Source organism: Actinocorallia aurea, from assembly GCF_054783995.1.
This window is the reverse complement of record NZ_BAAGPQ010000022.1, coordinates 101816-128088: the sequence shown is the minus strand read 5'-3', so window position 1 is coordinate 128088 and position 26273 is coordinate 101816. Positions and strand designations below refer to the sequence as shown.

Sequence of the window (26273 nt, the reverse complement as noted above, 5' to 3'; positions counted from 1 at the left end):
GCGCACGAGGCGTGTCCGCGACCGGGCTCTTCGTGTTTACATGGGGCGAGCCGGGGCGTGCCGAGCTCCCGGCCCGAAGGGTTCGAGGACGAGCCTATGGACGAGAAGCTGGGTGTCCGGCGCGAGGCGTTGCGCGAGGAGTGGTCGCGGTGGTTGGCGGGGCGGGGGTCGCCCGGTGTGCGGGCGGAGATAGGGGCGTCGTGGCTGCGGTCGATCCACGCGGTCGACCCGGCGCTGGGGAGCGCCCCGCTGGCGGCGGAGGCGGATTGGGCGCGCTCGCCGCTGCGCGCGCCGGTGGAGGCGGTGGCGGGCGAGCTGCGGGCGGTGGCCGAGGACGCGGGGTTCGTCGCGGCCGTCACCGACGAGCGCGGCACGATCCTGTGGACGTGCGGGGGCCGGGTGATGAGCCGCCGGGCGGGCGCGGTGAACTTCGCGCAGGGCGGCCGGTGGGACGAGGCCTCGATGGGCACGAACGCGCTCGCGCTGGCCCTGGAGACGGGCATGCCGAGTTCGGTGTTCTCCGCCGAGCACCTCGTGGAGGCGCTGCACGGGTGGGTCTGCTACTGCGCCCCGATCAAGGGCCCGGACGGCGCGGTCCTCGGCGTGCTGGACATCTCCAGCACCTGGGACAGGTCGCATCCGCTCTGCCTGCCGACGGTCCGGGGTCTCGCCGCCGCGATCGAGGACAGGCTGGGCAGGGCCCCCGGCTCGGGCTGGCGGCTGCGCTGCCTGGGCACGGCGTCGCTGCGCCGCGGCGGGGCCGCGGTGCGGATCCGGCCGCGGCAGGCCGAGATCCTCGCCCTGCTCGCCTTGGAGGGCCGCGCGGTGCCGCCCGAGCGGCTGCACGACTGCCTGTACGGCGAGCGCCGCGTCAGCGCGGTCACCCTCCGGGCCGAGGTGTCGCATCTGCGGCGCATCATGGCGGGGGCGCTGTCCCCGCGGGCCTACGAGCTGGCGGAGCGGCTCGCGTGCGACGCCGCCGAGGTCCTCGGGCACCTGCACGCGGGACGTCTGGACGAGGCGCTGGCGGGCTACGGAGGCCCGCTGCTGCCGCGGTCGGAGGCCCCGGGGATCGTGCGCTGGCGGGACCACATCGAGGTGGCGCTGCGCGAGGCCGTCCTCGCCGACCCGCGTCCCGAGCCGGCACTCGCCTACGGCGCCCGCCACCCCGAGGATCTCGCCGTGCACGAGCGCGCCGCCGCCCTGCTCGGCCCGACCGACCCGCGCCACGCGGTCGCGGTCGCCCGCGTCCGCGCCGCCGCCGACTGATCGGCGCCAACGTTTCGCCAACGCGCCGAGGGGAGAGTGAGCGCCGTCACAGATGTCGAGGAGGGCGTCATGGCTTTCGTGCATCCCGGCCGGGACGGTTCGGTCGTGCGTTTCGCGCCGCAGTACGACAACTTCATCGGCGGCAAGTGGGTGCCGCCGGTCGACGGGCGGTACTTCGACGATCCGAGCCCGGTCGATGGCAGGGTGTTCACGCGGGTGGCCCGCTCCGGCGCGGCCGACGTGGAGCTGGCGCTGGACGCGGCGCACGCCGCCGCCGACGCGTGGGGCCGCACCTCGGTCGCCGAGCGCTCGCTGATCCTGCACCGGATCGCCGACCGCATCGAGGAGAACCTGGAGTACCTGGCGGTCGCCGAGACCTGGGAGAACGGCAAACCGGTGCGCGAGTCGCTCGCCGCCGACCTCCCCCTGGCGATCGACCACTTCCGCTACTTCGCGGGCGTGATCCGCGCCCAGGAGGGCGGCATCAGCCAGCTCGACGACGACACCGTCGCCTACCACTTCCACGAGCCGCTCGGCGTCGTCGGCCAGATCATCCCGTGGAACTTCCCGCTGCTCATGGCCACCTGGAAGCTCGCGCCGGCGCTGGCCGCGGGCAACTGCGTGGTGCTCAAGCCGGCCGAGCAGACCCCCGTCACCATCCTGCTGCTGGTCGAGCTGATCGCCGACCTCCTGCCACCCGGCGTGATCAACGTGGTCAACGGCTTCGGCGTGGAGGCGGGCAAGCCGCTGGCGTCCAGCCCGCGCGTCGCGAAGGTCGCCTTCACCGGCGAGACCACCACGGGCCGCCTCATCATGCAGTACGCGGCGCAGAACATCATCCCGGTCACCCTGGAGCTCGGCGGCAAGAGCCCGAACATCTTCCTGCCCGACGTCATGGCCGCCGACGACGACTACCTCGACAAGGCGATCGAGGGGTTCGTGATGTTCGCGCTGAACCAGGGCGAGGTCTGCACCTGCCCGTCCCGCGCGCTCGTCCACTCCTCGATCTACGACGCGTTCATGGAGCGGGCGCTGGAGCGGACCCGCGCGATCGTCGCGGGCGACCCGCTCGACCCGGCGACCATGGTCGGCGCGCAGGCGAGCAACGACCAGTACGAGAAGATCCTGTCCTACCTCGACATCGGCCGGGCGGAGGGCGCCGAGGTCCTCGCGGGCGGCGGCCCGCGCACGGTCCCTGGCCTGGAAGGCGGCTTCTACATCGAGCCGACGGTCTTCAAGGGCACCAACGACATGCGCATCTTCCAGGAGGAGATCTTCGGCCCCGTCGTGTCGGTCACCACCTTCGACTCCACCGAGGAGGCCCTGGAGCTCGCCAACGACACCCTTTACGGCCTCGGCGCGGGCGTGTGGACCAGGGACGGCGCGGCGGCCTACCGGCTCGGCAGGTCCATCAAGGCGGGCCGCGTCTGGACGAACTGCTACCACGCCTACCCGGCCCACGCGGCGTTCGGCGGATACAAGCAGTCGGGCATCGGGCGGGAGAACCACCGGCAGATGCTGGACCACTACCAGCAGACGAAGAACCTGCTGGTCAGCTACGCGCCGCAGCGGCTCGGCTTCTTCTGAGGGGCCGGGCATGGCCGAACGCGTCACGGTGACGGAGGAGGCCGCGGTCTGGCTGCGGCGGCTCGCGCGGACGCACGGGCCGCTGATGTTCCACCAGTCCGGCGGCTGCTGCGACGGCAGCTCTCCCATGTGCTACCCGCGCGGCGAGTTCCAGGTGGGCGCCGCCGACCTCCTGCTCGGGGAGGTGGGCGACGGGGTCCCCTTCTGGATCAGCGCCGCCCAGTACGCCTACTGGAGCCACACCCACCTGACGGTGGACGTGGTCCCGGGGCGCGGCGGCGGCTTCTCCGTCGAGGCCCCCGAAGGAGTCCGTTTCCTGCTGCGCTCCCGCCTGTTCACCGAAGCCGAGCTCGCCGCCCTCTCGGCCGCGCCTCCCCCGCCCACCGGCGAGACCGCCTGACGCCCCGGGCCGTCCGCCCCGGGCCTCGGGCGGCCCGGGGCGGACGGCCCTCGTCAGCGCGGCGGGTGCCAGAGGGGGCCGGCGAAGAAGGCCAGAGCCTCCTGGATGGTCCGGGGGTCGGCGTCGAGGTCGCTGAGATAGCAGACGGGCGTCCAGGAGCGGGTGCGGCGGATCACGACGGCGCGGGCGCGCAGGAGGCCGTGCCGGCGGACGGTGACGCCGCGCAGCCATCGCCAGTCGAAGTCCTCGGTCCTGCCGCCCCAGGAGATGGACAGGCCTCGGGGTCCGACCTCGAACATGCGGGTGCGCAGAAGCCGCGACAGCAGGGAGAGGAGGATGAACGCCCCCCACACCAGCCACGCCAGGAAGGCGACGGAGGAGAACGCCTCCCCGTCCACGTCGTCGCCGAGCAGGATGACCGGCACCGCCTGGGCGATGAAGCAGATGAGCGCCGCGCGCACCAGCCGTGAGCAGGCGTCCCGCACGAGCGCCCACGCGCGCACGCCGGCCGTGAACGGCGAGGCGGGACCACCGCCCCAGCCCGCGGTCCAGGAGCCCGCGTATCCGGTCCCTCCTCCCGCGCCGAACGGGGCGGACGACGGGTGGGCGGGGCCCGGCTCGAAGCGCGGGGTCGGCGCGGGCGCCGGGACGGCGGGCGACGGCGCGGCGGGCAGGACCAGGGTGCGCGGATCCGGCGCGGGCAGCGGCACCACCTCCGCTCTGGCCACCCGGGCGAGCGTGGCCTGCGCCTCGGCGGCGGTGGGGCGCGCGGCGGCGTCGTCGCGCAGCAGCGCCGCCAGCAGGCCCTCCAGCGGTCCCGCGTGCGCCGGGGCGGCGGGCCTGCCTTCGAGGATCTTCGCGACGATCGCGGTGAACGTGGGCCCGGTGAAGGCGTCGCGGCCCTCGACCGCGAAGTACAGGGTCGCGCCGAGCGCCCACAGGTCGGACGCCGCGCTCGCCTCCGCCCCGCGCAGCCGCTCCGGCGCCATGTAGCCGGGGGACCCGACGACGGTGCCCGTCCGGGTGAGCCGGGTGTCCCCCTCGGCGAGCGCGATCCCGAAGTCGACGATCTTGACGCGGTCCTGCGCGGTCACGAGCACGTTGGCGGGCTTCACGTCGCGGTGCACCACCCCGCACGCGTGCGCGGCGGCCAGGGCTTCGACCAGCTGCAGGAACAGCCGCGCGGCCCGTTCCGGGGGCAGCGGCCCTGACTCGGTGACGAGCGCGTCGAGCGACCTGCCCTCGACGTACTCCATGACGATGTAGACGCTGGAGTCCTCCAGCAGCACGTCGTAGACGGCCGCGGCTCCCGCGTGCGCGACGCGCGCCGCGGCGCGCCCCTCGCGCAGGAACCGCTCGCGCAGGTCCGCGGCCTCCTCCTCGGCGAATCCCGCAGGCGTGAGGATCTCCTTGAGCGCGACCTTGCGGTCGAGCCTCTCGTCGTCGGCGAGCCAGACGACGCCCATGCCCCCGCGGCCCAGCTCGCGTCGCAGTGTGAAGCGCCCGGCCACCCTCGTCTCCGCCACACCGGCCCCCGTCTCCCGTGATCCGCTCACGGGCACCATGGCGCAACGGCGGGTGCGGGCGCGCCCGCCCGTCCGCAAGCGGCCAGGCGAACGCGCGGACGGGCGGGCGTGCGGCGGTCAGTACCGCAGGAGGGCGGCGACCCTGGAGTGGTCGGCGAGCGAGCCGTCGGCGACGAAGGTGGCACGGCCGTCGCTGCGCAGCACGACCTCGATGAGGTCGTCGACGGCGTCGTTGACGAACTTGCCGCGGAAGGCCTCGTCGGTGGCCTCCTCGTTGAGCCCGATCTCGGCCGGGGGCGCCGTGCCGCCCTCGACGGCACCGCCCTCGGACAGCACGTGCAGGCGGCCCTCGTGGGTGCGGGACGGCGCGAAGAAGGTGTCCTCGACGAGCAGGTGCCCGATGCGGCCCTGGTGGGCGAGTTCCCAGCACTCTTCCAGGCCCGCGGCGAAGCGGCGGCCGGACCTCGCGTCGTCGATGGCGGCGAGGGCCTCCTCCCGGGCGCGCTGGTTCTCCTCGTGCAGGACGGGCGCGACGAGCCGGGCGATCTCCGGAGGGGTCAGCTTCTCGTAGCCGCCTTCGATGGTGCCGATGAGCGCGTCGCGCAGCGTCCCGTTGGTGTTCTCGCGCAGGTAGGAGAGCGCGCGCTGGACGCCGACGGCGATGACGGGCCGGCTGTCGCGCTTGAGCAGTTCGGTGAGGTTGCGGTCGATCTGCCGGATGAACTGCTGCCTGCGGTCCTCCTGGATGCGGTTCTGCACCCGGTTGGCGGCGGTGGGCCCGCCCTGCTCGGCGGGCACGGTGTCGTCGAGGTTCAGCGGGAACAGCGCGTTGCTCACCTCGACGCAGCGCTCCCCTTCGCCTTCGAACAGGCGGGTGGGCTGCTCCGACAGCACCAGGACGTAGTAGCTCCAGGTGCGTTCCAGCATCGCGAGGAGGTCGCGGGTGGCGAAGGTGTCGTCGATGACGACCCGTTCGCTGACGGTCACGCCGGGCAGGACGAACGCGTGCGTCTCGCCTCCGGCCGCGGCGAACAGGACGAGCGCCTCGGCGGTGCGGTCGAAGTCGACCTGCTCCGCGGCCTTCTCCAGGTTCCGCATCACCTCGTCGGCGACGCCGTGGTGCAGTTCGTAGCCGTCCAGCCGCTGCCTCGCCTCGTCCAGCAGCACCTTCAGGCGGATGCGGTCCTGCTGGCGTTCCGGCCTGGTGCGGTGCGTCGGCATGATGATCGAGACGGCCGGGAACGGCCTTACCTCGTGCAGTCGGGCGAGTTGCGCTGCGTCCACGAAATCCCCCAGTCCGAAGCCGGTGACCGTTTCAGCCTAAGTAGCGCGGAACCGAGGGAAAGGCGTAGTTGGTCGGTCATTTACCGAAACATAGCCAGGTAACACAACCGACATCTTTGACTAGACCTGGTCGGCCGTGAACAACTCCCAGTAATGGGTGATCTTCGCTCGGAAAGTACCGAGGTCCCTGCCGACGTACGTCCAGCGCCCCCGCAGCCGCCAAGAGCGGCCCAGGCCGTCGGAGAGCAGGATCTCCAGCGAGAAGGCGGCGTCGTGCGCGCGGACCGCTCCGCTCGCGTCGACGCCGCCGCTCTTCAGCATGGGGACGCCCTCGCACTTCACGGCGATGACGTGGGTGCCCGGATCCTGGCGGAGCAGCCCCTGTTCCAGATCGTGCACGAGTTGCGCGGAGTAGTCCGCGCCCAGCCAGCCGAGCTGCGGCACCTGCCGCGCCGGGGCGAAGCCCCAGAGCCGGGGTCCGCCCGTCATGGCGGGAAACCTGGTGTCCAGAAGGGACATGCTTCACCACTTCCCGGTTGATTCGACCAGTGTCTAAGGCGTGTTCAGTTGTGCCCCGATGGTCGTGCGAATCGCCGTGTGGTCAGTGGGGTGGACAGGCGGCACGCATGGCGTCCCAAGTGCCCAACTTGACCCTTTCTCCTCGCGAAAGAGACTTTGCCAGTGCGATCTCCGCCGCGTCCAGACCCAACCAGCTCTGATAGGTGACGAATTTGACTCCCTTTGATGCCAGAACAGACTCGATGTCTGTTACGGGGCCCGGACGGGTGCCCAACTCGGACAGCAGGACCCCGACCGTCTCGGCCGCGTCGGACTTGTTCGTGCCCACGACGCCGGACGGACCGCGCTTGATCCAGCCCGCCGTGTACTCGCCCTCGGCGATCCTGCCCTTCTCGTTGCGGATCACCGAGGCCCGCTCGTCGAAGGGGACGCCGTCCAGGGGGACGCTGCGGTAGCCGACCGAGCGCACGACCATCCCGACGGGCAGAGTCTCGTACTCGCCGGTGCCGCGGACCTTCCCGTCGACGAGTTCGGTGCGCTCCACGCACAGCCCCTCGACCCGGTCCGTGCCGAGGATCTCGACGGGCGCGCGCCAGAACCTCAGGTCGATGTGCCGCTCCCGGCCGGCCTCCGGCTCACCCGCCCAGGCCCGCATCGCCGCGAGGTTGCCCCGGACATGCCGGTCCGCGGCCTCCAGGGCGAGGCTCTCGGCGTCCAGGTCCAGGTCCTCGGGCCGCACCGCGACGGACGCGGCGGGCAGTTCGCCGAGTTCGCGCGCCTCCTTGGTGGTGAACTTCGCGTGCGCGGGCCCGCGGCGGCCGATGAGGTGCACCTTCTTGACGCGGCTGCGGCTCAGCTCTTCGAGGACCGCGACGGGGATGTCGGTCTCGGCCAGTTCCTCGGCGGTCTTGGCGAGAATCCGCACGACGTCCACGGCGACGTTCCCGACGCCGATGACGGCGACCTCCTCGACGGACAGGTCGAAGGAGTGGCCCGCGGCGTCAGGATGGCCGCAGTACCAGTTGACGAAGTCGGTGGCGGCCACCGAGCCCGGCAGGTCCTCGCCCGGGACGCCCAGGCGGCGGTCGACCATCGCCCCGGTGCTGTAGACGACGGCGTCATAGGCCGAGAGGAGTTCCTCGCGGGTGATGTCGCTGCCGAGTTCGACGCAGCCGAAGAACCGCACCGTGGGCTGCTCCAGGACGCGCTGGAGGTAGCGGGCGATGGCTTTGATCGACTTGTGGTCGGGCGCGACGCCGTAGCGCACGAGCCCGTAGGGGGTGGGCAGCCGGTCGAAGACGTCCACGCGGACGCCGCCTTTGGTCAGCGCCTCGGCGGCGTACAGGCCCGCGGGCCCGGCGCCTACGACGGCGACAGTAAAGTCGGTCACACGGGGCATTCTGCACACGACCCCTCGCATACGACCATGTGAGCTAGATCACTGCCCGGCCGTCGACCACGCTGGATCGTGCCAATCTGCTGTGGTTCCTGCCGTAGGCGAAGTAGACGACGGCACCGACCAGCATCCAGACGACGAACCGGATCCAGGTCTCGGTCGGCAGGTTCAGCATGACGAAGAAGCACGCGAGGACCGACAGGATCGGAACCAGCGGGACGAGCGGCGTCCGGAACGAACGGGGCAGATCGGGCCGGGTCCGCCGCAGCACCATGACGGCGATGGACACGACGACGAACGCGAAGAGCGTCCCGATGTTCACTAGTTCGGCGAGCGCGGAGAGCGGGATGAGCCCGGCCAGGACGGCCACGATGACGCCCATGAAGATCGTGGAGCGCGCCGGCGTGCCGAACCGCGGGTGCACGTGGGAGAGCCACCCGGGCAGGAGGCCGTCGCGGCTCATCGCGAAGAAGACCCGGCTCTGCCCGAGCAGCAGGATGAGCACGACGGTGGTGAGGCCGAAGATGGCGCCGACGCTGATGAGCCCGGCGAAGAACGGCTGGCCGACGGCCCGGAAAGCGTCGGCGAGCGGCGCCGCCTCACTCAGTTCCGTGTAGTGCTGCATCCCGACCACGACCAGGGAGACCAGCACGTACAGCAGCGTGCAGACGCCGAGGGAGCCGAGGATGCCGATCGGCAGGTCGCGCTGCGGCCGGCGCGCCTCCTCGGCGGTGGTCGCCACGATGTCGAAGCCGATGAAGGCGAAGAAGACGATCGCGACCGCCCCGAAGACGCCGAACCAGCCGAACGCCACGGGGGTCACGCCGAACAGCACCTGGATGAGCGGCGCGCGCACGCCTTCCACGGTGTCGGTGGTGACCGCGGGCGGGATGAAGGGTTTGTAGTTGGCGGCCTTGATGGAGAAGACGCCGGCGATGATGACCAGCAGGACCACCGCGACCTTGATGGTCACCATGATCGCGTTCACCCGCGAGGAGATCTTGATGCCCGCGACGAGCACCACGGTGACCAGCAGCACGATCAGGACCGCCGGGATGTTGAACCGCGCGGTCTCCCCGGCGAGCTGGGACGGCAGATCCAGCCCCAGGGTCGACAGCAGCGAGGCGAAGTACCCCGACCAGCCGACGGCCACCACGGCGGCGGCGAGCGCCATCTCCAGGATGAGGTCCCAGCCGATGATCCAGGCGGGCAGTTCGCCGAGGGTCGCGTAGGAGAAGGTGTAGGCGGAGCCCGCGACCGGGACGGTGGAAGCGAACTCGGCGTAGCAGAGCGCGGCGAGCGCGCACACGATCCCGGCGATCGCGAACGAGACGGCGACCGCCGGACCGGCGTACTCGCGTGCCACCCGGCCGGTGAGCACGAAGATGCCCGTGCCGATGATGACGCCGACGCCGAAGACGATGAGGTCGAGCGCCGACAGGTCCCGGCGGAGCCGGTGGCCCGGCTCCTTGGTCTCCCTGACGGACTGCTCGACGGTCTTCGTGCGGAAAAGGCTCGCGGCCACCGGCACCCCTTATTACGGTTCGCGTTGCTCAGAACACGAACCGTAACAAGTAGGCGGGCCGAGCGCGCTAAGGCACCGGCCGCTTCTCGGTCACCTTGCCTTCTCCGGGACCTTCACTTGCCCGTCACCTTCGCGAACGCGTCGGTGATCTCCTTGGCGAGGTCGGGCGCGGTGAGGCCGATCTCGGTGAGGATCTCGCCGCGGCCCGCGTGGTCGAGGAACTCCTGCGGGATGCCGTACGTGCGGATGGGGGTGTCCACGCCGGAGTCGCGCAGGAGCCGGGCTACGGCGTCGCCGACCGCGCCGGTGCGGCCGTTGTCCTCGACGACGACCACGAGCTTGTGCTCCGCGGCGGCCGAGGCCAGCGCCGGGTCCAGCGGCTTGACCCACAGGGGGTCGATCACCGTCGCGTCGACGTCGGAGGCGGCGAGGCGCTGGGCGACGTCGACGCCGCAGGCGGCCATGGAGCCGACGGCGACGATGAGGACGTCCTTGTCGGGGCCTTCGGCGAGCACGTCCATCGAGCCGAGCACGCCGATGGCGGGCAGGTCCTCGAAGACCGGGCCCTTGGGGAAGCGGATCGCCGAGGGGGCGTCGGAGATGTCCAGGCAGGCGCGCAGGAGCTGCCGCAGCCGGGCGCCGTCGCGCGGCACGCCGATGTGCATGCCGGGGATCAGCTGGAGGATCGACAGGTCCCACATGCCGTTGTGCGAGGCGCCGTCGTTGCCGGTGACGCCCGCGCGGTCGAGGACGAAGGTGACGCCCTGCCGGTGCAGCGCGATGTCCATGAGGACCTGGTCGAACGCCCGGTTCAGGAAGGTCGCGTAGATCGCGACGACCGGGTGCAGCCCGCCCAGGGCGAGTCCCGCGGCGGAGGTGGCCGCGTGCTGCTCGGCGATGCCGACGTCGTAGATCCGGTCGGGGTGGGCGTCGGCGAAGGCCGCCAGGCCGACGGGGTGCAGCATCGCGGCGGTGATCGCGACGACGTCGGGGCGCTCGGCGCCGATCTCGACCATCTCGCGGGAGAAGACCTTGGTCCAGCCCGGGGTGGAGGAGGGCGCGGACTTGCCCGTGAGCGGGTCGAAGGACCCGGCGCCGTGCATGTGGTCCTCGACGTTCTCCAGCGCCGGACCGTAGCCCTCGCCCTTGCGGGTGATGGCGTGCACGATCACGGGGCCGCCGAAGTCGCGGGCCTTGCGCAGGGCGCGCTCGACGGCCTGCTCGTCGTGGCCGTCGATGGGGCCGATGTACTTCAGGCCGAGGTCCTCGAACATCGCCTGGGGCTGGAGGATGTCCTTCAGGCCCTTCTTGATGCCGTGCAGCGCCTCGTAAGCCAACTCCCCGGCTACGGGTACCTTGGGAACTGTCTTCTTGACGAGGTCGAGCGCCTTCTCGTAACCCTGGGTGACGCGGAGGTCGGCCAGGTGGCTGGCGAGACCACCGATGGTGGGCGAGTAGGAGCGGCCGTTGTCGTTGACCACGATGATCACGGGGCGGTCGGCGCCCGCGATGTTGTTCAGGGCCTCCCAGCACATGCCGCCGGTGAGGGCGCCGTCGCCGACGACGGCGATCGCGCGCCGGTCGGTCTCGCCGCGCAGCTCGAAGGCCTTGGCGAGGCCGTCGGCATAGGACAGGGCGGTGGAGGCGTGGGAGTTCTCGATGATGTCGTGCTCGGATTCGCCCTGGCAGGGGTAGCCGGACAGGCCGCCCTTCATGCGGAGGCCGGTCCAGTCCTTCCGGCCGGTGAGCAGTTTGTGCACGTAGGCCTGGTGACCGGTGTCGAAGAGGATGCGGTCGCGCGGAGAGTCGAAGACCCGGTGCAGGGCGACGGTGAGTTCGACGACGCCGAGGTTGGGTCCGAGGTGACCGCCGGTTTTGGAGACGGCGTCCACCAGGAACTCTCGGATCTCCGCATGGAGTTCGGGGAGGCTCGCGGCGTCCAGACGTTTCACATCGTCTGGACCGTTGATCGACTCAAGCAGGCTCAAGCTGGGTCATCTCCTCTGCGAACCGAGGCCTGTGACTTTCGGTGACCCGAACGCCTCCCGTAGGCAGGCCCCTGCGGCTTATGGTTGCCCAGAGTTTAATGCCGCTTCGCCGAACACGGAGAGCAAGGAGAAGAAGTTTCATATGGGAGAGAAGATAGTACTTCTGGACGAAGCCGGACATGCCATAGGAACCGCCCCGAAAGCGGAGAGCCACCACCAAAGCACTCCGTTTCACCTGGCCTTCTCCTCGTACCTCGTGGACGCCTCCGGACGGGTCCTGGTGAGCCAGAGAGCCCACCACAAGGCAAGTTTCCCGTCGGTGTGGACCAACAGCGCGTGCGGCCACCCTGCCCCGGGAGAGTCCCTGCGCGACGCGGTGTCCCGCCGCGTCAAAAGTGAGCTCGGCCTGACCGTCAGTGACATCACTCTCATCCTGCCGGAGTTCGTCTACCGGGCCGAGATGAACGGCGTCGTGGAGCACGAATGGTGCCCCGTGGTGCGCGCCTTCGTCGACGCCGAGCCCGCGCTCGACCCCGACGAGGTCGAGGACATCCAGTGGCGCGACTGGGAGGGCGTGAAGGCGCTGCGCGAGGACCCGCAGGCCTCCCCCTGGTTCCTCGACCAGATGGTCCACCTCGTCCCCCTGGGCGAGCCGCTGACGTGGAAGCAGGCCGACGAGCGGCTGCTCCCCCCGGCCATCACCTGGTGAGGCCCGCCCCCCTCAGCTCGTGAGGAGCCGCGCCAAGGGTGCGGCGGGCTTCCCGGACAGCATCGACCTCACCTCGGCCACCAGGGACGGCTGAGCCGTCCACAGGCCCCCCTGGTAGCCGACGGCGACGATCGGCCGCCGCAGCGGCCTGACGTCCTCCAGCGCCCAGTGGTACTCCCCCTGCGCGGCCCACGGGCCGCAGTCGCACGGCGCCGCCTCCGGCGCGCACACGTCCGCGATGTCGGCCACCGCGATCACCGCGCCGAGCGTCGCCAGCGGATCCGACGGCGACCACCCCGCCGCCCGCGCCTCCACCAGCGCCCGGGACCCGAGATCGACGCGCATGGCGGCGTGGATCAGGACCGTTCCACGATGCCCCGCGGGGTGGTCCTGGTTGACCAGCCGCTGATGCCCCCGGGCGACGGCCCACGCGTACGGCTGCTTCACGCTGATCGCCTGCATGCGGTTCCCTCCCAGGCGACGGGCGTCCACCTGACACCCATCTTTACTCGACCGCCGGGCCATGCGAATCCTACTTAAGCCGGATTATGAGGATTCGCAGAGGTTAATCAAGCCCCTACAGCCGGGAAACTCGCTGTGTCATGGGGCACACACACGGGGCCCGACTTCCGGCCCTTGACAGGGTTGACACCCGCCCTTACAGACGGCGAAGCCGCCGCCGGACGGGTCCGGCGGCGGCTTCGCCACTGTCCTACTTCGCGATGAGCGAGCGGAGGACGTACTGCATGATGCCGCCGTGGCGGTAGTAGTCGGCCTCTCCGGGGGTGTCGATGCGGACGACCGCGTCGAACTCCTTGCCGTCGGCCTTGACCTTGACGGTCTTGGGCGTGATGCCCTCGTTGAGCTTCTCGACCCCGATGATCTGATAGGTCTCGGTGCCCGTGAGGCCGAGGGACTCCGCGCTCTGGCCCTCGGGGAACTGGAGCGGGATGACGCCCATGCCGATGAGGTTCGAGCGGTGGATGCGCTCGTAGGACTCGGCGATGACGGCCTTCACGCCCAGCAGCGCGGTGCCCTTGGCGGCCCAGTCGCGCGACGAGCCGGAGCCGTACTCCTTGCCCGCGAGGACGACCAGCGGGATGCCCGCGGAGATGTAGTTCGCGGACGCGTCGTAGATGAACGACTGCGGCGCGCCCTCCTGGGTGAAGTCGCGGGTGTAGCCGCCCTCGACGCCGTCCAGCAGCTGGTTGCGCAGCCGGATGTTGGCGAAGGTGCCGCGGATCATGACCTCGTGGTTGCCGCGGCGCGAGCCGTAGGAGTTGAAGTCCTTGGCGGCGACGCCGTTGGCCTCCAGGTACTGCGCGGCAGGGGTGCCCAGCTTGATGTTGCCGGCGGGCGAGATGTGGTCGGTGGTGACCGAGTCGCCGAGCTTGGCCAGGACCCGGGCGCCGGAGATGTCCGAGACCGGCGCGGGGGTCTCGGGCATGCCGTCGAAGTACGGGGCCTTGCGCACGTAGGTGGAGTTCGGGTCCCACTCGAAGGTGTCGCCGGTCGGGATGTCGAGACCCTGCCAGCGGGCGTCGCCGGCGAAGACGTCGGCGTAGTCCTTGACGAAGAGGTCCTGGGAGATGGAGGCCTCGACGACCTCGGACACCTCGGCCGGAGACGGCCAGATGTCGCTCAGGTAGACCGGCTGCCCGTCGGAGCCGGTGCCGATCGGGTCGTTGAGAATGTCGATGTCCATCGTGCCCGCGAGCGAGTAGGCGATGACCAGCGGCGGCGAGGCCAGGTAGTTCATCTTCACGTCGGGGCTGATGCGGCCCTCGAAGTTGCGGTTGCCCGACAGGACCGCGGTGACCGCGAGGTCGTTGTCGTTGATCGCCTTGGAGATCTCCGGCTCCAGCGGGCCGGTGTTGCCGATGCAGGTGGTGCAGCCGTAGCCGACCAGGTTGAAGCCGATCTTGTCGAGGTACGGGGTGAGGCCCGCGCGCTCGTAGTAGCCGGTGACGACCTGGGAGCCGGGCGCAAGGGAGGTCTTCACCCAGGGCTTGCGGGTGAGGCCCTTCTCGACGGCCTTCTTGGCCAGGAGGCCCGCGCCGACCATGACGTACGGGTTCGAGGTGTTGGTGCAGGAGGTGATCGCCGCCACCGTCACCACACCGTGGTCGAGCTCGAAGGAGGTGCCGTCGGCCAGGGTGACCTGGACCTTCTTGTGCGGGCGGTCGCCGCCGTCGTACTCGGCCGGGGCGTCGGAGGCCGGGAAGGACTCCAGGCCCGCCTCGTCGGCGTCCTTGACGTAGTTCTGGACGTCGCGGCGCCAGGTGTCCTTGGCCTTGGAGACCTCGATGCGGTCCTGCGGGCGCTTGGGGCCGGCGATCGACGGGACGACCGTGGCCAGGTCGAGCTCGAGGTGCTCGGAGAAGTCCGGCTGGGCCTCGGGGTCGAGCCACATGCCCTGCTCCTTGGCGTACGCCTCGACGAGCGCGATCTGCTCGTCGGAGCGGCCGGTGAGGCGCAGGTAGTTGAGGGTCTGGTCGTCGATCGGGAAGATCGCGCAGGTGGAGCCGAACTCGGGGCTCATGTTGCCGATGGTGGCGCGGTTGGCCAGCGGCAGGGCGGCGACGCCCGCGCCGTAGAACTCCACGAACTTGCCGACGACGCCGTGCTTGCGCAGCATCTCGGTGATGGTGAGCACGAGGTCGGTGGCGGTGGTGCCGGAGGGCAGCTCACCGGTCAGCTTGAAGCCGACGACGCGCGGGATGAGCATGGAGATCGGCTGGCCGAGCATCGCGGCCTCGGCCTCGATGCCGCCGACGCCCCAGCCCAGGACGCCGATGCCGTTCTCCATCGTGGTGTGGGAGTCGGTGCCGACGCAGGTGTCGGGGTAGGCGACGCCGTTCCGGTCGAACACGACGCGGGCGAGGTGCTCGATGTTCACCTGGTGCACGATGCCGGTGCCGGGCGGGACGACCTTGAACTCGTCGAAGGCGGTCTGGCCCCAGCGCAGGAACTGGTAGCGCTCGTTGTTGCGCTCGTACTCGACGGCCATGTTGAGGCCGAACGCCTTCGCGGAGGCGTAGTTGTCGACGATGACGGAGTGGTCGATGACCATCTCGGCCGGCGCCAGCGGGTTGATCTTGGAGGCGTCGCCGCCGAGGTCGCGGACGGCCTCGCGCATGGTGGCGAGGTCGACGACGCAGGGGACGCCGGTGAAGTCCTGCATGATCACGCGGGCGGGCGTGAACTGGATCTCGGTGTCGGGCTGCGCGCTGGCGTCCCACTGGCCGAGGGCGTTGATGTGGTCGGCGGTGATGTTGGCGCCGTCCTCGGTGCGCAGCAGGTTCTCCAGGAGAACCTTGAGGCTGTACGGAAGGCGGGCCGAGCCCTCGACCGCGTCCAGCCGATAAATCTCGTAGGTCTTCTCGCCTACCCGCAGCTCGCTCTTGCTGCCGAAGCTGTTCGCGGACACTTGCCGTCTCCTCCTACATGAACCGATCTTGACGACCGGCCGACCGATATTGCCGGCTCATCGAGGCGCGCCGTACCTCTGCCTACCTGGGCGCTGCGGGAGGACACCGGTGCGCTGCCTGCCTTCGCGGTCCGGTGCTTCCGGTCCTCCACACAGAATCCTGCCCTAGTCCGGAAGCGCGCCTGAACTCAGGTCGGCCTAACTTCCGTCACTTTTTCTCTCGACGTCAAGGTATCCAAGATTTGTCTTGACATCAAGTTACTCATGGGTAGCAATCTCACGGAGAAGTGTTCGGGCAGTGAGGCCGCAGGCCTTCCAACGAGAGTGTTCTAGATATATCGTCAAGACTATCGAGAACACCGTTCGACCGATCTTGACGGCACGATCTTGAAGGGACGTCGCCATGCCAGGACGACGGCACGGATGGCAGGGGCCGGGCCCCGACTTCCTCTTCGGGTGGGGCGGCGGCCACCAGGGCACACCGCCCTGGGCGCAGCCCGGTTTCCCGTTCGGCCCGCCGCCCCCCAAGGCCAAGCGGGGGGACGTGCGCGCGGCGATCCTCGTCCTGCTGACCGAGGGCCCGCGCAACGGGTACCAGATCATCCAGGACGTGGTGGAGCGCACCGAAGGCTCCTGGAAGCCCTCCCCCGGCGCGGTCTACCCCGCGCTCCAGCAACTCTCCGACGAGGGCCTCATCCGCGGCGCGGAGGCAGAGGGCCGCAAGACCTACACGTTGACGGAGGAGGGCCGCGCGTACGTCGAGCGGAACCCTCCCGAGGCGCCGTGGAACGACAGGGCGAAGGGCGGCGTCAAGGCCGACGGGCACGGCTGGCCGGGCGGCGAGACCGCCGCGGTCTTCGGCGAGATGGCCCAGCTCGGCAAGGCGCTGGTCCAGGTCGTGCAGGCGGGCTCGCCAGGGCAGGTCGCCGAGGCCCGGCAGGTGCTCGGCGACACCCGCCGCCGCCTGTACGGCATCCTCGCCTCCGACACCCACGAGGAGGACCTCTGATGTCGGGAAAGTCACGCGATGACCACTGGCGCAACCATCTGGCCGCCCACGAGGCCCACCGCGCCGCGCACCTGGCCGGCCGGGAGGCGCGCCGCGCGGCCCGTATGGCGGGGATCTCCGCGCTCCAGGGCTGGGGCGCGCCCGCGGTGCCGGACACCGGCCATCTGCGCGTGGGCGACACCGAGCGCAACGCCGTCGCCGACGCGCTCCAAGAGCACTACGCGCAGGGCCGCCTGGACTCCGCCGAACTCGACGACCGGCTCAGCCGCGCCCTCGCGGCCAAGACCGGGGCCGATCTCCGCGGCCTCATGGACGACCTGCCGGGCCCGCACCCCTGGGAGGCCCCTGTCACGCCCCAGCGGCACGCGCCCGGCTACCGGACCCGGCGGGGCCCGCACCGGCTCTCGCTCGCGCTCTGGCTCTTCCTCGTGGTGGGCCTGCCGCTGATCTTCTTCGGAGGGGGCGCCGTCGCGGTCTTCGCCGCGGTGCGCGTCCTGTTCCTCGTGGGGCTGGTCTTCTTCGTGGCCAGGATGTTCCGCCGGGCTCGCTCGCGGCGGTAGGAGAACGCAGGCGGCGTCCCGCTCCCCCACCCGGAGCGGGACGCCGCGTGGAGGCGTCCGGACGGTGTCGCGTCCGGCGCCTCCCGGCACGTCCCGCCGCTCACCCGTCAACGCAGGCGGCGGAACGTGACGCCTTTCAGGCGCGCAGCCCGGCCGCCTCGGCGGCGAGCTTCTCGATGCGCGCCCAGTCGCCCTGCGCGATCGCGTCGGCGGGCGTGATCCAGCTGCCGCCCACGCAGGCGACGTTCGGCAGGGCGAGGAACTCGGGCGCGTTGGCGAGGCTGATCCCGCCGGTCGGGCAGAAGGTGATCTCCGGCAGCGGGCCGTTGATGCCCTTGAGGAACCCCGGGCCGCCCGCGGCGGTCGCCGGGAAGAACTTCATCGCGGTGATGCCCTGCTCCAACAGCCCCATCGCCTCGCCGACGGTGGCCACGCCCGGCAGGAACGGGACCCCGCTGTAGCTCATCGCGGTGCGCAGGATGTCGGTGACGCCCGGGCTGACCAGGAACTTCGCCCCCGCCGCCACGGTGTCCTTGACCTGCTGCGGGCCGGTCACGGTGCCCGCGCCGACGACGGCGCCCTCGACCTCGGCGGCGATGCGGCGGATCGACTCCAGGCCCGCCTCGGTGCGCAGGGTGACCTCGATGACGGGCAGGCCGCCCGCGACCAGGGCCCGCGCCAGCGGCACCGCGTCGTCGGCGTCCTCCAGCACCACCACCGGGATCACCGGGGCGAGGTTCATGAGGTCTTCGGCGCGCATCTGGGTCTCTCTCCTTGGGAAATAGCTGTGTTCGCCCCCTGGGCTGTGTTCTCCCCGGGAGGGGGTTTCCCCGGGGGCGGCGGCAGGCCCCTCCGCCTGCGCCGCCCCCAGGGACGTTCCTCCGCGGGACCGGAACCGGCCCCTCCGCCGGCGCGGTCCCGCGAAGCGGGTTCCCCACGGGCCCGGGAACGGCCCCTCCGCCGTGCCCGGTCCCGTGCGGGAGTGTTTCTCCTCGCGGGGCCGCTCCTCAGCCCCTCCGCGTCGGAGCGGCCCCGCGAGGAAGTCTCTAGAAGACCGAGGCACCCCGCTCTGCGGGTCCGACCGACGCGCGGAACGCGCCGAAGAGGTCGCGGCCCGTGCCCGACCACTCCTCGGCCGTCGGCGCGGCGCCCTCGGGCTCGCGCGCGGCGAGGTCGGCGAGGATCTCCAGCTTGCCGCTGTCGGCGTCGAAGCGGATGGGGTCGCCGTCGCGGACCCGCGCCAGGGGGCCGCCCGCGGCGGCCTCCGGCGTCAGGTGGATGGCGGCGGGCACCGCCCCGGAGGCGCCCGACATCCGTCCGTCGGTGACGAAAGCGATCTGGAAGCCCTTGTCCTGGAGCACCGACATCGGCGGGGTGAGCTTGTGCAGCTCGGGCATCCCCGTCGCCTTCGGGCCCTGGTAGCGCAGCACGATGACGACGTCGCGGTTCAGCTCGCCCGCCTTGAACGCGTCGAGGACCTGCTCCTGGGTGGTGAAGACCCGGGCGGGCGCCTCGACCGAGCGGTGCTCGGGCTTGACCGCGGAGACCTTGACGACGCCGCGGCCGAGGTTGCCCTCGACCATGCGCAGACCGCCGTCGGCCGAGAAGGGCCGGGACGCGGGACGCAGGACGTCCTCGTCGCCGGAGAGCTCGGGGGCATCGGCCCAGGACAGGACGTTGTCTTCGCCGAGTGAGGGCGTCTGCGTGTAGCGCGACAGGCCGTCGCCGGCGACGGTCTTGACGTCCTCGTGCAGGAGGCCCGCCGAGAGCAGTTCGCGGATCAGGAACCCGGTGCCGCCCGCGGCATGGAAGTGGTTCACGTCCGCGGCGCCGTTGGGGTAGATCCGGGTGAGCAGCGGGGTCACCGTGGACAGCTCGGCGAAGTCGTCCCAGGTGAGCTCGTAGCCCGCGGCCGCGGCCATCGCGGGCAGGTGCAGCGTGTGGTTGGTGGAGCCGCCGGTGGCCAGCAGCGCGACGACGCCGTTGACCCAGGCCTTCGCGTCGAGGATCTCAGCCACCGGGGCGACCTCGCCGGAGACGGCGCGGCGGCCCGCCTCGGCGGTCAGCGCGGCCCGCAGCGGAGTGTTCGGGGAGACGAAGCTGGCCCCCGGCAGGTGCAGGCCCATGACCTCCATCAGCATCTGGTTGCTGTTGGCGGTGCCGTAGAAGGTGCAGGTGCCGGGCGAGTGGTAGGAGGCCGCCTCGGCCTCCAGGAGCTCCTCGCGGCCGACCTCGCCGACGGCGTAGAGCTTGCGGATGCGGCCCTTCTCGGCGTTCGGCAGGCCGGAGCCCATGGGCCCGGCGGGCACGAGCAGGGTCGGCAGGTGGCCGAAGGACAGCGCGCCGATGACGAGCCCGGGAACGATCTTGTCGCAGACGCCGAGCATCAGGGCGGCGTCGAACATGTCGTGCGCGAGGGCGACCGCGGTGGACATCGCGACGACGTCGCGGCTGAACAGGGACAGCTCCATGCCGGGACGGCCCTGGGTGACGCCGTCGCACATGGCCGGGACCCCGCCGGCGACCTGGGCGACGCCCCCGGCCAGCAGGATCGCCTTCTTCAGGTGCTCGGGGTAGGTCCGGAACGGCTGGTGCGCCGAGAGCATGTCGTTGTAGGAGGTCACGATCGCGACGTTGCGCCGGGTGTTGCCGCGCAGCGCGGTCTTCTCCTCGGGCGTGGAGGCGGCGAAGCCGTGCGCGAGGTTGCCGCAGGCGAGCGCGCCGCGCACCGGACCCTCTGCCTGAGCCGAGGCCACGCGCGCGAGGTAGGCGGCGCGGGACGCGGCGCTGCGCTCGGTGATGCGGGCGGTGACACGGTCGAGGACGGGGTGGACGGCCGTCATAAGACAACTCCGGGAAGAGATCGGCGAATCTGAGAGACACCTTAGCAAGGAATCTTGAAAACTTCTGTAGGCAAGATGACAAAAGTCACGGATCATCAGAAACAAGACGGACGAGAGATCGTGGAAGACTGGACACATGTCGAGAGCAGCGGCAACGAGCGGGGAGATCCTCCGGCTGATCCGCGAGGACGAGGTGCCGACCAGGGCCGAGCTGGCCCGACTCACCGGCCTGTCCCGTCCCGTCATCGGGCAGCGGGTCACCGAGCTGATCGACGCCGGCTTCGTCCAGGAACTGCCCGGCGTGTCCAGCGGCGGCCGCCCCGCGGCGCGGCTGGAGTTCAACGGCGCGGGCGGGCGCGTCCTGGTGGCCTCTCTCGGCCACACCCACGGGCACCTCGCCGTGTGCGACCTGTCCGGGACCGTCCTTCGCCAGGAGCCCGTGGTGATCGGCGCGGGCATCGAGTCGGCCATCGAGGCGTGGCAGCGCATGGACCCCGGGCCCGTGCGCGGCGTGGGCATCGCGGTCCCCGGCCCGGCCCTGGCCGACGAGCGGATCACCAAGGCCGTCCAGGACGTCTTCCCTGTTCCGGTGCACATCGACAACGACGTGAACGTCATGGCCCAGGGCGAGTACCGGGTCCGCAACGACGTGTCGGACCTCCTGTTCGTCAAGGCGTCCACCGGGATAGGAGCCGGGGTCATCTCCGGCGGCAGGCTCCAGCGCGGCGCCTACGGCGGGGCCGGGGAGATCGGGCACATCCCCGTGTCCGACGGCCTGCTGTGCGGCTGCGGCACGGTCGGCTGCGTGGAGACCGTCGCGGGCGGCGCGGCGCTGCTGGCCCAGCTCGGCGGGCGTGCCAAGGACCTTCCCGAACTCGCCGCGCTGGCCCGCGCGGGCGATCTCGAAGCCGTCGCGGTGCTGCGCGAGGCGGGCCGCAGGATCGGCGAGGTGGTCGCCGCGGCCGTCAACATCCTGAACCCGGCGATCGTCGTGCTGGGCGGCGACCTCTCGGGCAAGAACCTCATCGCGGGCGTCCGCGAGAGCGTCTACCAGCGGGCCGCGGCCCAGGCCACGCGCCGACTGCGGATCGAGCCGAGCGTCCTCGGCGACGACGCGGGCCTGCTGGGCTGCGCGACCATGATCCTCGACCTGGTCCTCTCGCCCGAAGCCGTCGACGCCGCGCTGTAGGCGGCGCCCCCACCCCGTCTCCTGACACAGGCCTCTCCATGAGAGGCCTTTTCGGCGTCCCGCGCAACCCCCGCCCGCAAGTCTTGCAACGTCTTGCAGAAATCTTTCAGCAAGACTCTTTACATGCTTGCAACATCTGGACTACCGTCCGGGCCAGTTCCCCTCACCTACCCCCTCACGGTGAGAAAACCCCCCAAGGAGGAAGCACATGCGGCGCATCCCCATCGTCGGCGCCATGGCCGGCCTCGCCCTCGTGCTCGCTGCCTGCGGCGGCGGAAGTGACGGCGACACCGATACGAAGGCGTCCACGGCCCTGGAAGGCCGAGGCGAGATCACCTTCGTGACCGGCAAGGACACCTCGGGCAACCTCCAGAAGCAGATCGACACCTGGAACGGCAGCCACCCCGACGAGCCCGTCCGGATCATCGAACTGTCGGACAAGGCCGACGAGCAGCGCCAGCAGATGATCCAGAACGCCCAGGTGAAGTCCGACGCCTACACCGTGCTCAACCTCGACGTCGTGTGGACCGCGGAGTTCGCGGCCAACCGCTGGATCGTCGAACTGCCCGAGGACCAGCTGCCGATCGCCGACCTGCTCGGCCCGACCGTCGACACCGGCCGCTACCTGGACAAGCTCTACGGCGTCCCGATCGACTCCGACGCGGGCCTGCTCTACTACCGCAAGGACCTGCTCACCGAGGCAGGCATCGACAAGGCCCCGACGACCTGGACCGAGCTGTTCGCCGCGTGCGACACCGTCAAGGAGAAGGTGTCCTCGGCCAAGGACATCGACTGCTACGCGGGCCAGTTCGACAAGTACGAGGGCCTCACCGTCAACGCCTCCGAGGCGATCAACGCCGCGGGCGGATCCATCGTCGACGCCCAGGGCAAGCCGACCGTCAACACCCCCGAGGCCAAGGCCGGCCTGGACGTCCTGGTGAACGCCTTCAAGGACGGCCACATCTCCCAGAAGGCCATCACCTACACCGAGGAGCTCGGCCGCGCCGACTTCAACGCCGGCAAGCTCCTGTTCCACCGCCAGTGGCCCTACCAGTACGCCTCGGCCAGCAACAAGGACGAGTCGAAGGTCGCCGGCAAGTTCGAGGTGGCCCCGCTGCCCGGCTCCAACGGCCCCGGCGTCTCCACCCTCGGCGGGCACGACTTCGCCATCTCCGCCTTCGCCAAGAACCAGGCGACCGCGCTGGACTTCATCAAGTACATGGCGTCCCCCGACGTCCAGAAGGCCAACGCCCTGGTCATCGGCAAGGCGCCGTCGGTCGCCGCGCTCTACAACGACCCGGAGATCGTCGCGAAGTTCCCGTACATGCCGTCGCTGAAGACCGCGATCGAGAACGCCCAGGGGCGTCCGAAGGTCGTCAAGTACGGCGACGTCACCACCGCCATCCAGGAGGCCGCGTACGCCGCGCTGAAGGGCGACAAGACCACCGATGAGGCGCTGAGCGAGCTCCAGGCCAAGCTGGAGACCCTCACCCAGTAGATCCCCGGCCGGGGAGGGGCCGCCTCGCCGCGGCCCCTCCCCGGTTCTCTGGCGAGAGGACCCCTGGAGAAGAAATGGCCACCCCTGCCTCCCCACCGAAAGCCCTCGCGGACCCCTCCCCGCGTCCGCCCGCAAAGGCCGCGTCCGGTCAGGGCGCCCGCTCGACGCGGCGGTTCGCGCTGCTGCTGCTGTCCCCCACCTTTCTCGTGCTGGCGCTCATCGTCGGCTACCCCGTGCTGGCCGGCATCCGCCAGTCCCTGTACAACAAGCCCGACGGCCTCGTGGACGGCTTCGTCGTCGAGGGAGAGCAGTTCGTCGGCCTCGACAACTACACGGCGCTGTTCACCGGCGATCGCGGCGACGCGTTCTGGAACGCGTTCTTCAACACCACGTTCTTCACCGCGACCTCCGTCGTGCTGGAGACGGCCATCGGCCTCTGCCTCGCGCTGATCATGCACCAGGCGCTCCGTGGCCGCGGCCTGGTCCGGGCGAGCGTGCTCGTGCCCTGGGCGGTCCCCACGGCGATGTCCGGCCTGCTGTGGCGCTGGATCTTCCAGCCCGACGGCGTCGCCAACGCGATCCTCCACCAGGAGATCCTCTGGACGGCCGACGGCTGGCAGTCCAAGCTCGCGGTGATCATCGCCGAGGTGTGGAAGACCTCCCCGTTCATCGGCCTGCTCGCCCTCGCCGGGCTCCAGATGATCCCGCAGGACGTCTACGAGGCGGCCCGCGTCGACGGGGCGAGCGCCTGGCAGCAGTTCCGCCGGATCACGCTGCCGCTCATCAAGCCCGCGCTGGCCGTCGCCGTCCTGTTCCGGATGCTCGACACCCTGCGCATGTTCGACCTGCCGTTCGTGCTCATCGGCGGCAACAAGGAGTCGGTGGAGACGCTGTCGATGCTCGCCTGGTCCGAGGCCAACCGGCTCAGCTACGGGGTGGCGACCGCCTACGCGACGATCCTCTTCCTCTACATCGCGCTGCTCGCCTACCTGTTCATCAAGCTCGCGGGCGCCGACGTCATCGGCGAGGCGCGCACCCGCAAGGCGACCGAGAAGAAGCCCGCCGTGACGAAGGGAGCCGCGGCATGAAGCGCGTCCTGAACTACGCGGGCCTGGCGTTCGTCGCCCTCTTCTGCCTCGCGCCGTTCTACTGGATGGTCGTCTCGGCCTTCCGCAGGCCGCAGGACCAGTTCGACTCCAGCCCGTGGCCGGCGCCCTGGTCGACCGAGAACCTGCGGGCGGTCTTCGACCCGGACAACATGTTCGGCAGGGCCCTGTTCAACAGCCTGCTCGTCGCGGGCCTGACCACGGTGATCACCCTGCTCATCGCGGTCTTCACCGCCTACACCCTGGCCAGGCTCGACTTCCGCTTCAAGAACGCGGTGCTCGGCGTGATCGTCGCGACGTCGATGTTCCCCGGCATCTCCCAGGTGGTGCCGCTGCTCAAGCTGTTCATCACCATCGACTGGATCAACACCTACCAGGCGATGATCGTGCCGAGCCTCGGGTTCGCGCTGCCGCTCGCCGTCTGGAACCTGACGGTGTTCTTCCGACAGCTCCCGTTCGAGCTGGAGCAGGCGGCGATGACCGACGGCTGCACCCGCGGCGAGGCCTTCCGCAAGATCATCATCCCGCTGGCCGCGCCGGGCGTGTTCACCACCGCCATCCTCGTCTTCTTCATGGCGTGGAACGAGTTCATCATCGCGTTCAGCATGGTCAACGAGAAGAGCATGCAGACCGCGACGGTGGCCATCGCCAAGTTCACCGGTATGCGCGGCTTCGACCAGCCGTTCGGCACCCAGATGGCCGCGGCCGTCGTGGTGACCGTGCCCCTGGTCGTCCTCGTGCTGGTCTTCCAGCGCCGGATCGTCGTGGGCCTCACGGCCGGCGGCGTCAAGTAACCAGTATCGGCACACCTTCCTTGGGGGGAAGCATGCAGGGCTCCACGGTCGCCACGCGCTGGTGGCGCGACGCGGTGATCTACCAGATCTACGTCCGCAGCTTCGCCGACGGCAACGGCGACGGCATCGGCGACCTGCCCGGGATCCGGGCGAGGCTGCCGTACCTCGCGGCCCTCGGCGTCGACGCGGTGTGGCTGACGCCGTTCTACCTCTCGCCGATGGCGGACTTCGGGTACGACGTGGCCGACTACCGCCGGGTCGACCCGCTGTTCGGCGACATCGCCGACGCCGAGGCGCTCATCGCCGACGCGCACGCCCTCGGCCTGCGGATCATCGTCGACATCGTGCCGAACCACACCTCCGACCGGCACGCGTGGTTCGCCGCCGCCCTCGCCGCCGCACCCGGCTCGCCCGAGCGCGCGCGCTACATCTTCCGCGACGGCCGCGGCCCGGACGGCGCGGAGCCGCCCAACGACTGGGAGTCGGTGTTCGGCGGCCGGGCCTGGACCCGCGTCCCCGACGGCCAGTGGTACCTGCATCTGTTCGCCCCCGAGCAGCCCGACCTGGACTGGGAGAACCCCGAGGTCCGCGCCGAGTTCGACGACATCCTCCGGTTCTGGCTCGACCTGGGCGCCGACGGCTTCCGGATCGACGTCGCGCACGGCATGGTCAAGGCCGCGGGGCTGCCCGACGTCGGCCACCGCGACCAGTCCCGGATGCTCGGCACCGAGCCGCTGCCCTACTTCGACCAGGACGGCGTCCACGAGATCCACCGCGGCTGGCGCGCCCTGCTCGACTCCTACCCCGGCGAGCGCGTCGCGGTCGCCGAGGCGTGGGCGTCCACACCGGAGCGGCTGGCCCGGTACGTCAGGCCGGACGAGGCGCACCAGGCGTTCAACTTCCACTACCTCGGCACCGGCTGGGACGCGGCGGAACTGCGGGAGGTCATCGACGTCTCCCTCGCCACCTCCGGAGCCGTCGGCGCGCCGACCACGTGGGTGCTGTCCAACCACGACGTGCGCAGGCACGTCACCCGCTTCGGCGACGGCGAGACGGGCCTGCGCCGGGCCAGGGCCGCCGCGCTGCTCATGCTGGCGCTGCCCGGATCGGCCTACGTGTACCAGGGCGAGGAGCTCGGCCTGCCCGAAGTCCTCGACCTCCCCGCCGAGTTCCTGCTCGACCCGCAGCTCGGCCGGGGCGCCGACGCCGGCCGCGACGGCTGCCGGGTGCCGCTGCCGTGGTCGGGCGACGCCGCTCCCTTCGGGTTCGGAACCGGGCAGGACACCTGGCTGCCCATGCCCGCCTCCTGGTCGGAACTGTCCGTGGCCGCGCAGGAGGCCGACCCCGGCTCGACCCTCGCCCTCTACCGGGCCGCTCTTGCCTTCCGCCGGGACTCCGCCGCGCTGGGCGACGGCGCGCTCGTCTGGGAGGACGCTCCCGAAGGCGTCCTGCGGCTTCGGCGCGAGCCCGGCTTCGGCTGCGCGGTGAACCTCGGCGGACAGGCCGTCCGGATCCCCGTGCCCGGCGAGATCGCGGTCTCCAGCGTCCCCCTGACGGTCGACGGCGGACACGTGACGCTGCCGTCCGACGCGGCGGTCTGGTGGACGGATCACCGCCGCGACCTCGGCGAACGGTAAATTA

21 protein-coding genes are annotated in these 26273 nt (G+C 70.8%); 11 read left to right on the top strand and 10 right to left on the bottom strand.

Going from position 1 to position 26273, the window contains the following annotated elements; translation table 11 throughout:
- Window positions 1-96: 96 nt before the first annotated feature.
- The 3 genes from ACYVOM_RS26190 to ACYVOM_RS26180 all read left to right on the top strand — a co-directional run bounded on the left by ACYVOM_RS26190 (window position 97) and on the right by ACYVOM_RS26180 (window position 3256).
- Window positions 97-1269 carry an AfsR/SARP family transcriptional regulator gene (locus ACYVOM_RS26190; RefSeq protein WP_460306156.1) on the top strand — a complete coding sequence of 391 codons (1173 nt, stop codon included), beginning with the start codon at window positions 97-99 and terminating at the stop codon, window positions 1267-1269.
- 69 nt (window positions 1270-1338) lie between these two features.
- Window positions 1339-2856, top strand: a complete 1518-nt coding sequence (exaC, locus tag ACYVOM_RS26185) for an acetaldehyde dehydrogenase ExaC (protein WP_460306155.1) — start codon at window positions 1339-1341, stop codon at window positions 2854-2856.
- A gap of 10 nt (window positions 2857-2866) precedes the next feature.
- On the top strand, window positions 2867-3256 hold the full coding sequence (locus tag ACYVOM_RS26180) for a DUF779 domain-containing protein (RefSeq protein ID WP_460306154.1): 390 nt from the start codon (window positions 2867-2869) through the stop codon (window positions 3254-3256).
- A 53-nt stretch (window positions 3257-3309) separates the two neighbouring features.
- On the opposite strand, the gene ACYVOM_RS26175 is transcribed toward ACYVOM_RS26180, so the two are convergent.
- The 6 genes from ACYVOM_RS26175 to dxs form a co-directional block, all read right to left on the bottom strand.
- Window positions 3310-4782: a protein kinase domain-containing protein gene (locus tag ACYVOM_RS26175; protein ID WP_460306153.1), complete on the bottom strand. Its 1473-nt coding sequence runs from the start codon at window positions 4780-4782 to the stop codon at window positions 3310-3312.
- Between the two features lie 117 nt (window positions 4783-4899).
- Window positions 4900-6066 (bottom strand): baeRF3 domain-containing protein, encoded by a 1167-nt coding sequence (locus ACYVOM_RS26170; RefSeq protein WP_460306152.1) that lies wholly within the window; start codon window positions 6064-6066, stop codon window positions 4900-4902.
- Between the two features lie 120 nt (window positions 6067-6186).
- Window positions 6187-6555 carry a hypothetical protein gene (locus ACYVOM_RS26165; protein ID WP_460306151.1) on the bottom strand — a complete coding sequence of 123 codons (369 nt, stop codon included), beginning with the start codon at window positions 6553-6555 and terminating at the stop codon, window positions 6187-6189.
- 112 nt (window positions 6556-6667) lie between these two features.
- Entirely contained in the window at window positions 6668-7984 is a 1317-nt protein-coding gene (locus ACYVOM_RS26160; protein WP_460306150.1) for an FAD-dependent oxidoreductase, read from the bottom strand.
- A 34-nt stretch (window positions 7985-8018) separates the two neighbouring features.
- Window positions 8019-9512: an amino acid permease gene (locus tag ACYVOM_RS26155; protein WP_460306149.1), complete on the bottom strand. Its 1494-nt coding sequence runs from the start codon at window positions 9510-9512 to the stop codon at window positions 8019-8021.
- A gap of 107 nt (window positions 9513-9619) precedes the next feature.
- Window positions 9620-11494: a 1-deoxy-D-xylulose-5-phosphate synthase gene (gene dxs, locus ACYVOM_RS26150; RefSeq protein ID WP_460306148.1), complete on the bottom strand. Its 1875-nt coding sequence runs from the start codon at window positions 11492-11494 to the stop codon at window positions 9620-9622.
- A 142-nt stretch (window positions 11495-11636) separates the two neighbouring features.
- Between dxs and idi the strand changes: the two genes are divergently transcribed.
- The gene (gene idi, locus ACYVOM_RS26145) at window positions 11637-12203 is read left to right on the top strand and encodes an isopentenyl-diphosphate Delta-isomerase (protein WP_460306147.1); all 567 of its coding nucleotides are present in this window, start codon (window positions 11637-11639) and stop codon (window positions 12201-12203) included.
- A 12-nt stretch (window positions 12204-12215) separates the two neighbouring features.
- Here idi and ACYVOM_RS26140 read toward each other — a convergent pair whose 3' ends face one another.
- Entirely contained in the window at window positions 12216-12665 is a 450-nt protein-coding gene (locus ACYVOM_RS26140) for an ASCH domain-containing protein (protein WP_460306146.1), read from the bottom strand.
- A gap of 250 nt (window positions 12666-12915) precedes the next feature.
- Complete coding sequence (gene acnA, locus ACYVOM_RS26135) at window positions 12916-15633, bottom strand: aconitate hydratase AcnA (RefSeq protein ID WP_460306145.1); 2718 nt, start codon at window positions 15631-15633, stop codon at window positions 12916-12918.
- Window positions 15634-16036: 403 nt separating this feature from the next.
- Here acnA and ACYVOM_RS26130 point away from each other — a divergent pair, with 403 nt between their 5' ends.
- The gene (locus ACYVOM_RS26130; protein WP_460306144.1) at window positions 16037-16642 is read left to right on the top strand and encodes a PadR family transcriptional regulator; all 606 of its coding nucleotides are present in this window, start codon (window positions 16037-16039) and stop codon (window positions 16640-16642) included.
- Window positions 16642-17202 carry a DUF1707 SHOCT-like domain-containing protein gene (locus ACYVOM_RS26125; protein ID WP_460306143.1) on the top strand — a complete coding sequence of 187 codons (561 nt, stop codon included), beginning with the start codon at window positions 16642-16644 and terminating at the stop codon, window positions 17200-17202. The genes ACYVOM_RS26130 and ACYVOM_RS26125 overlap by 1 nt, the downstream gene beginning before the upstream one ends.
- 136 nt (window positions 17203-17338) lie before the next feature.
- Here ACYVOM_RS26125 and eda read toward each other — a convergent pair whose 3' ends face one another.
- Window positions 17339-17962, bottom strand: coding sequence for a bifunctional 4-hydroxy-2-oxoglutarate aldolase/2-dehydro-3-deoxy-phosphogluconate aldolase (gene eda / locus ACYVOM_RS26120; RefSeq protein ID WP_460306142.1), 624 nt, complete (start codon window positions 17960-17962; stop codon window positions 17339-17341).
- A 286-nt stretch (window positions 17963-18248) separates the two neighbouring features.
- Entirely contained in the window at window positions 18249-20045 is a 1797-nt protein-coding gene (edd, locus tag ACYVOM_RS26115) for a phosphogluconate dehydratase (protein ID WP_460306141.1), read from the bottom strand.
- Between the two features lie 136 nt (window positions 20046-20181).
- Here edd and ACYVOM_RS26110 point away from each other — a divergent pair, with 136 nt between their 5' ends.
- From ACYVOM_RS26110 to ACYVOM_RS26090, 5 genes are all read left to right on the top strand, one after another.
- Window positions 20182-21234 (top strand): ROK family transcriptional regulator, encoded by a 1053-nt coding sequence (locus tag ACYVOM_RS26110; RefSeq protein WP_460306140.1) that lies wholly within the window; start codon window positions 20182-20184, stop codon window positions 21232-21234.
- A gap of 208 nt (window positions 21235-21442) precedes the next feature.
- Window positions 21443-22732 (top strand): ABC transporter substrate-binding protein, encoded by a 1290-nt coding sequence (locus ACYVOM_RS26105; RefSeq protein ID WP_460306139.1) that lies wholly within the window; start codon window positions 21443-21445, stop codon window positions 22730-22732.
- 74 nt (window positions 22733-22806) lie between these two features.
- Entirely contained in the window at window positions 22807-23820 is a 1014-nt protein-coding gene (locus ACYVOM_RS26100) for a carbohydrate ABC transporter permease (RefSeq protein WP_460306138.1), read from the top strand.
- Window positions 23817-24632: a carbohydrate ABC transporter permease gene (locus ACYVOM_RS26095; protein ID WP_460306137.1), complete on the top strand. Its 816-nt coding sequence runs from the start codon at window positions 23817-23819 to the stop codon at window positions 24630-24632. Before ACYVOM_RS26100 ends, ACYVOM_RS26095 begins: the two co-directional genes overlap by 4 nt.
- 32 nt (window positions 24633-24664) lie before the next feature.
- Window positions 24665-26269, top strand: a complete 1605-nt coding sequence (locus tag ACYVOM_RS26090; RefSeq protein ID WP_460306136.1) for a glycoside hydrolase family 13 protein — start codon at window positions 24665-24667, stop codon at window positions 26267-26269.
- Window positions 26270-26273: the final 4 nt, after the last annotated feature.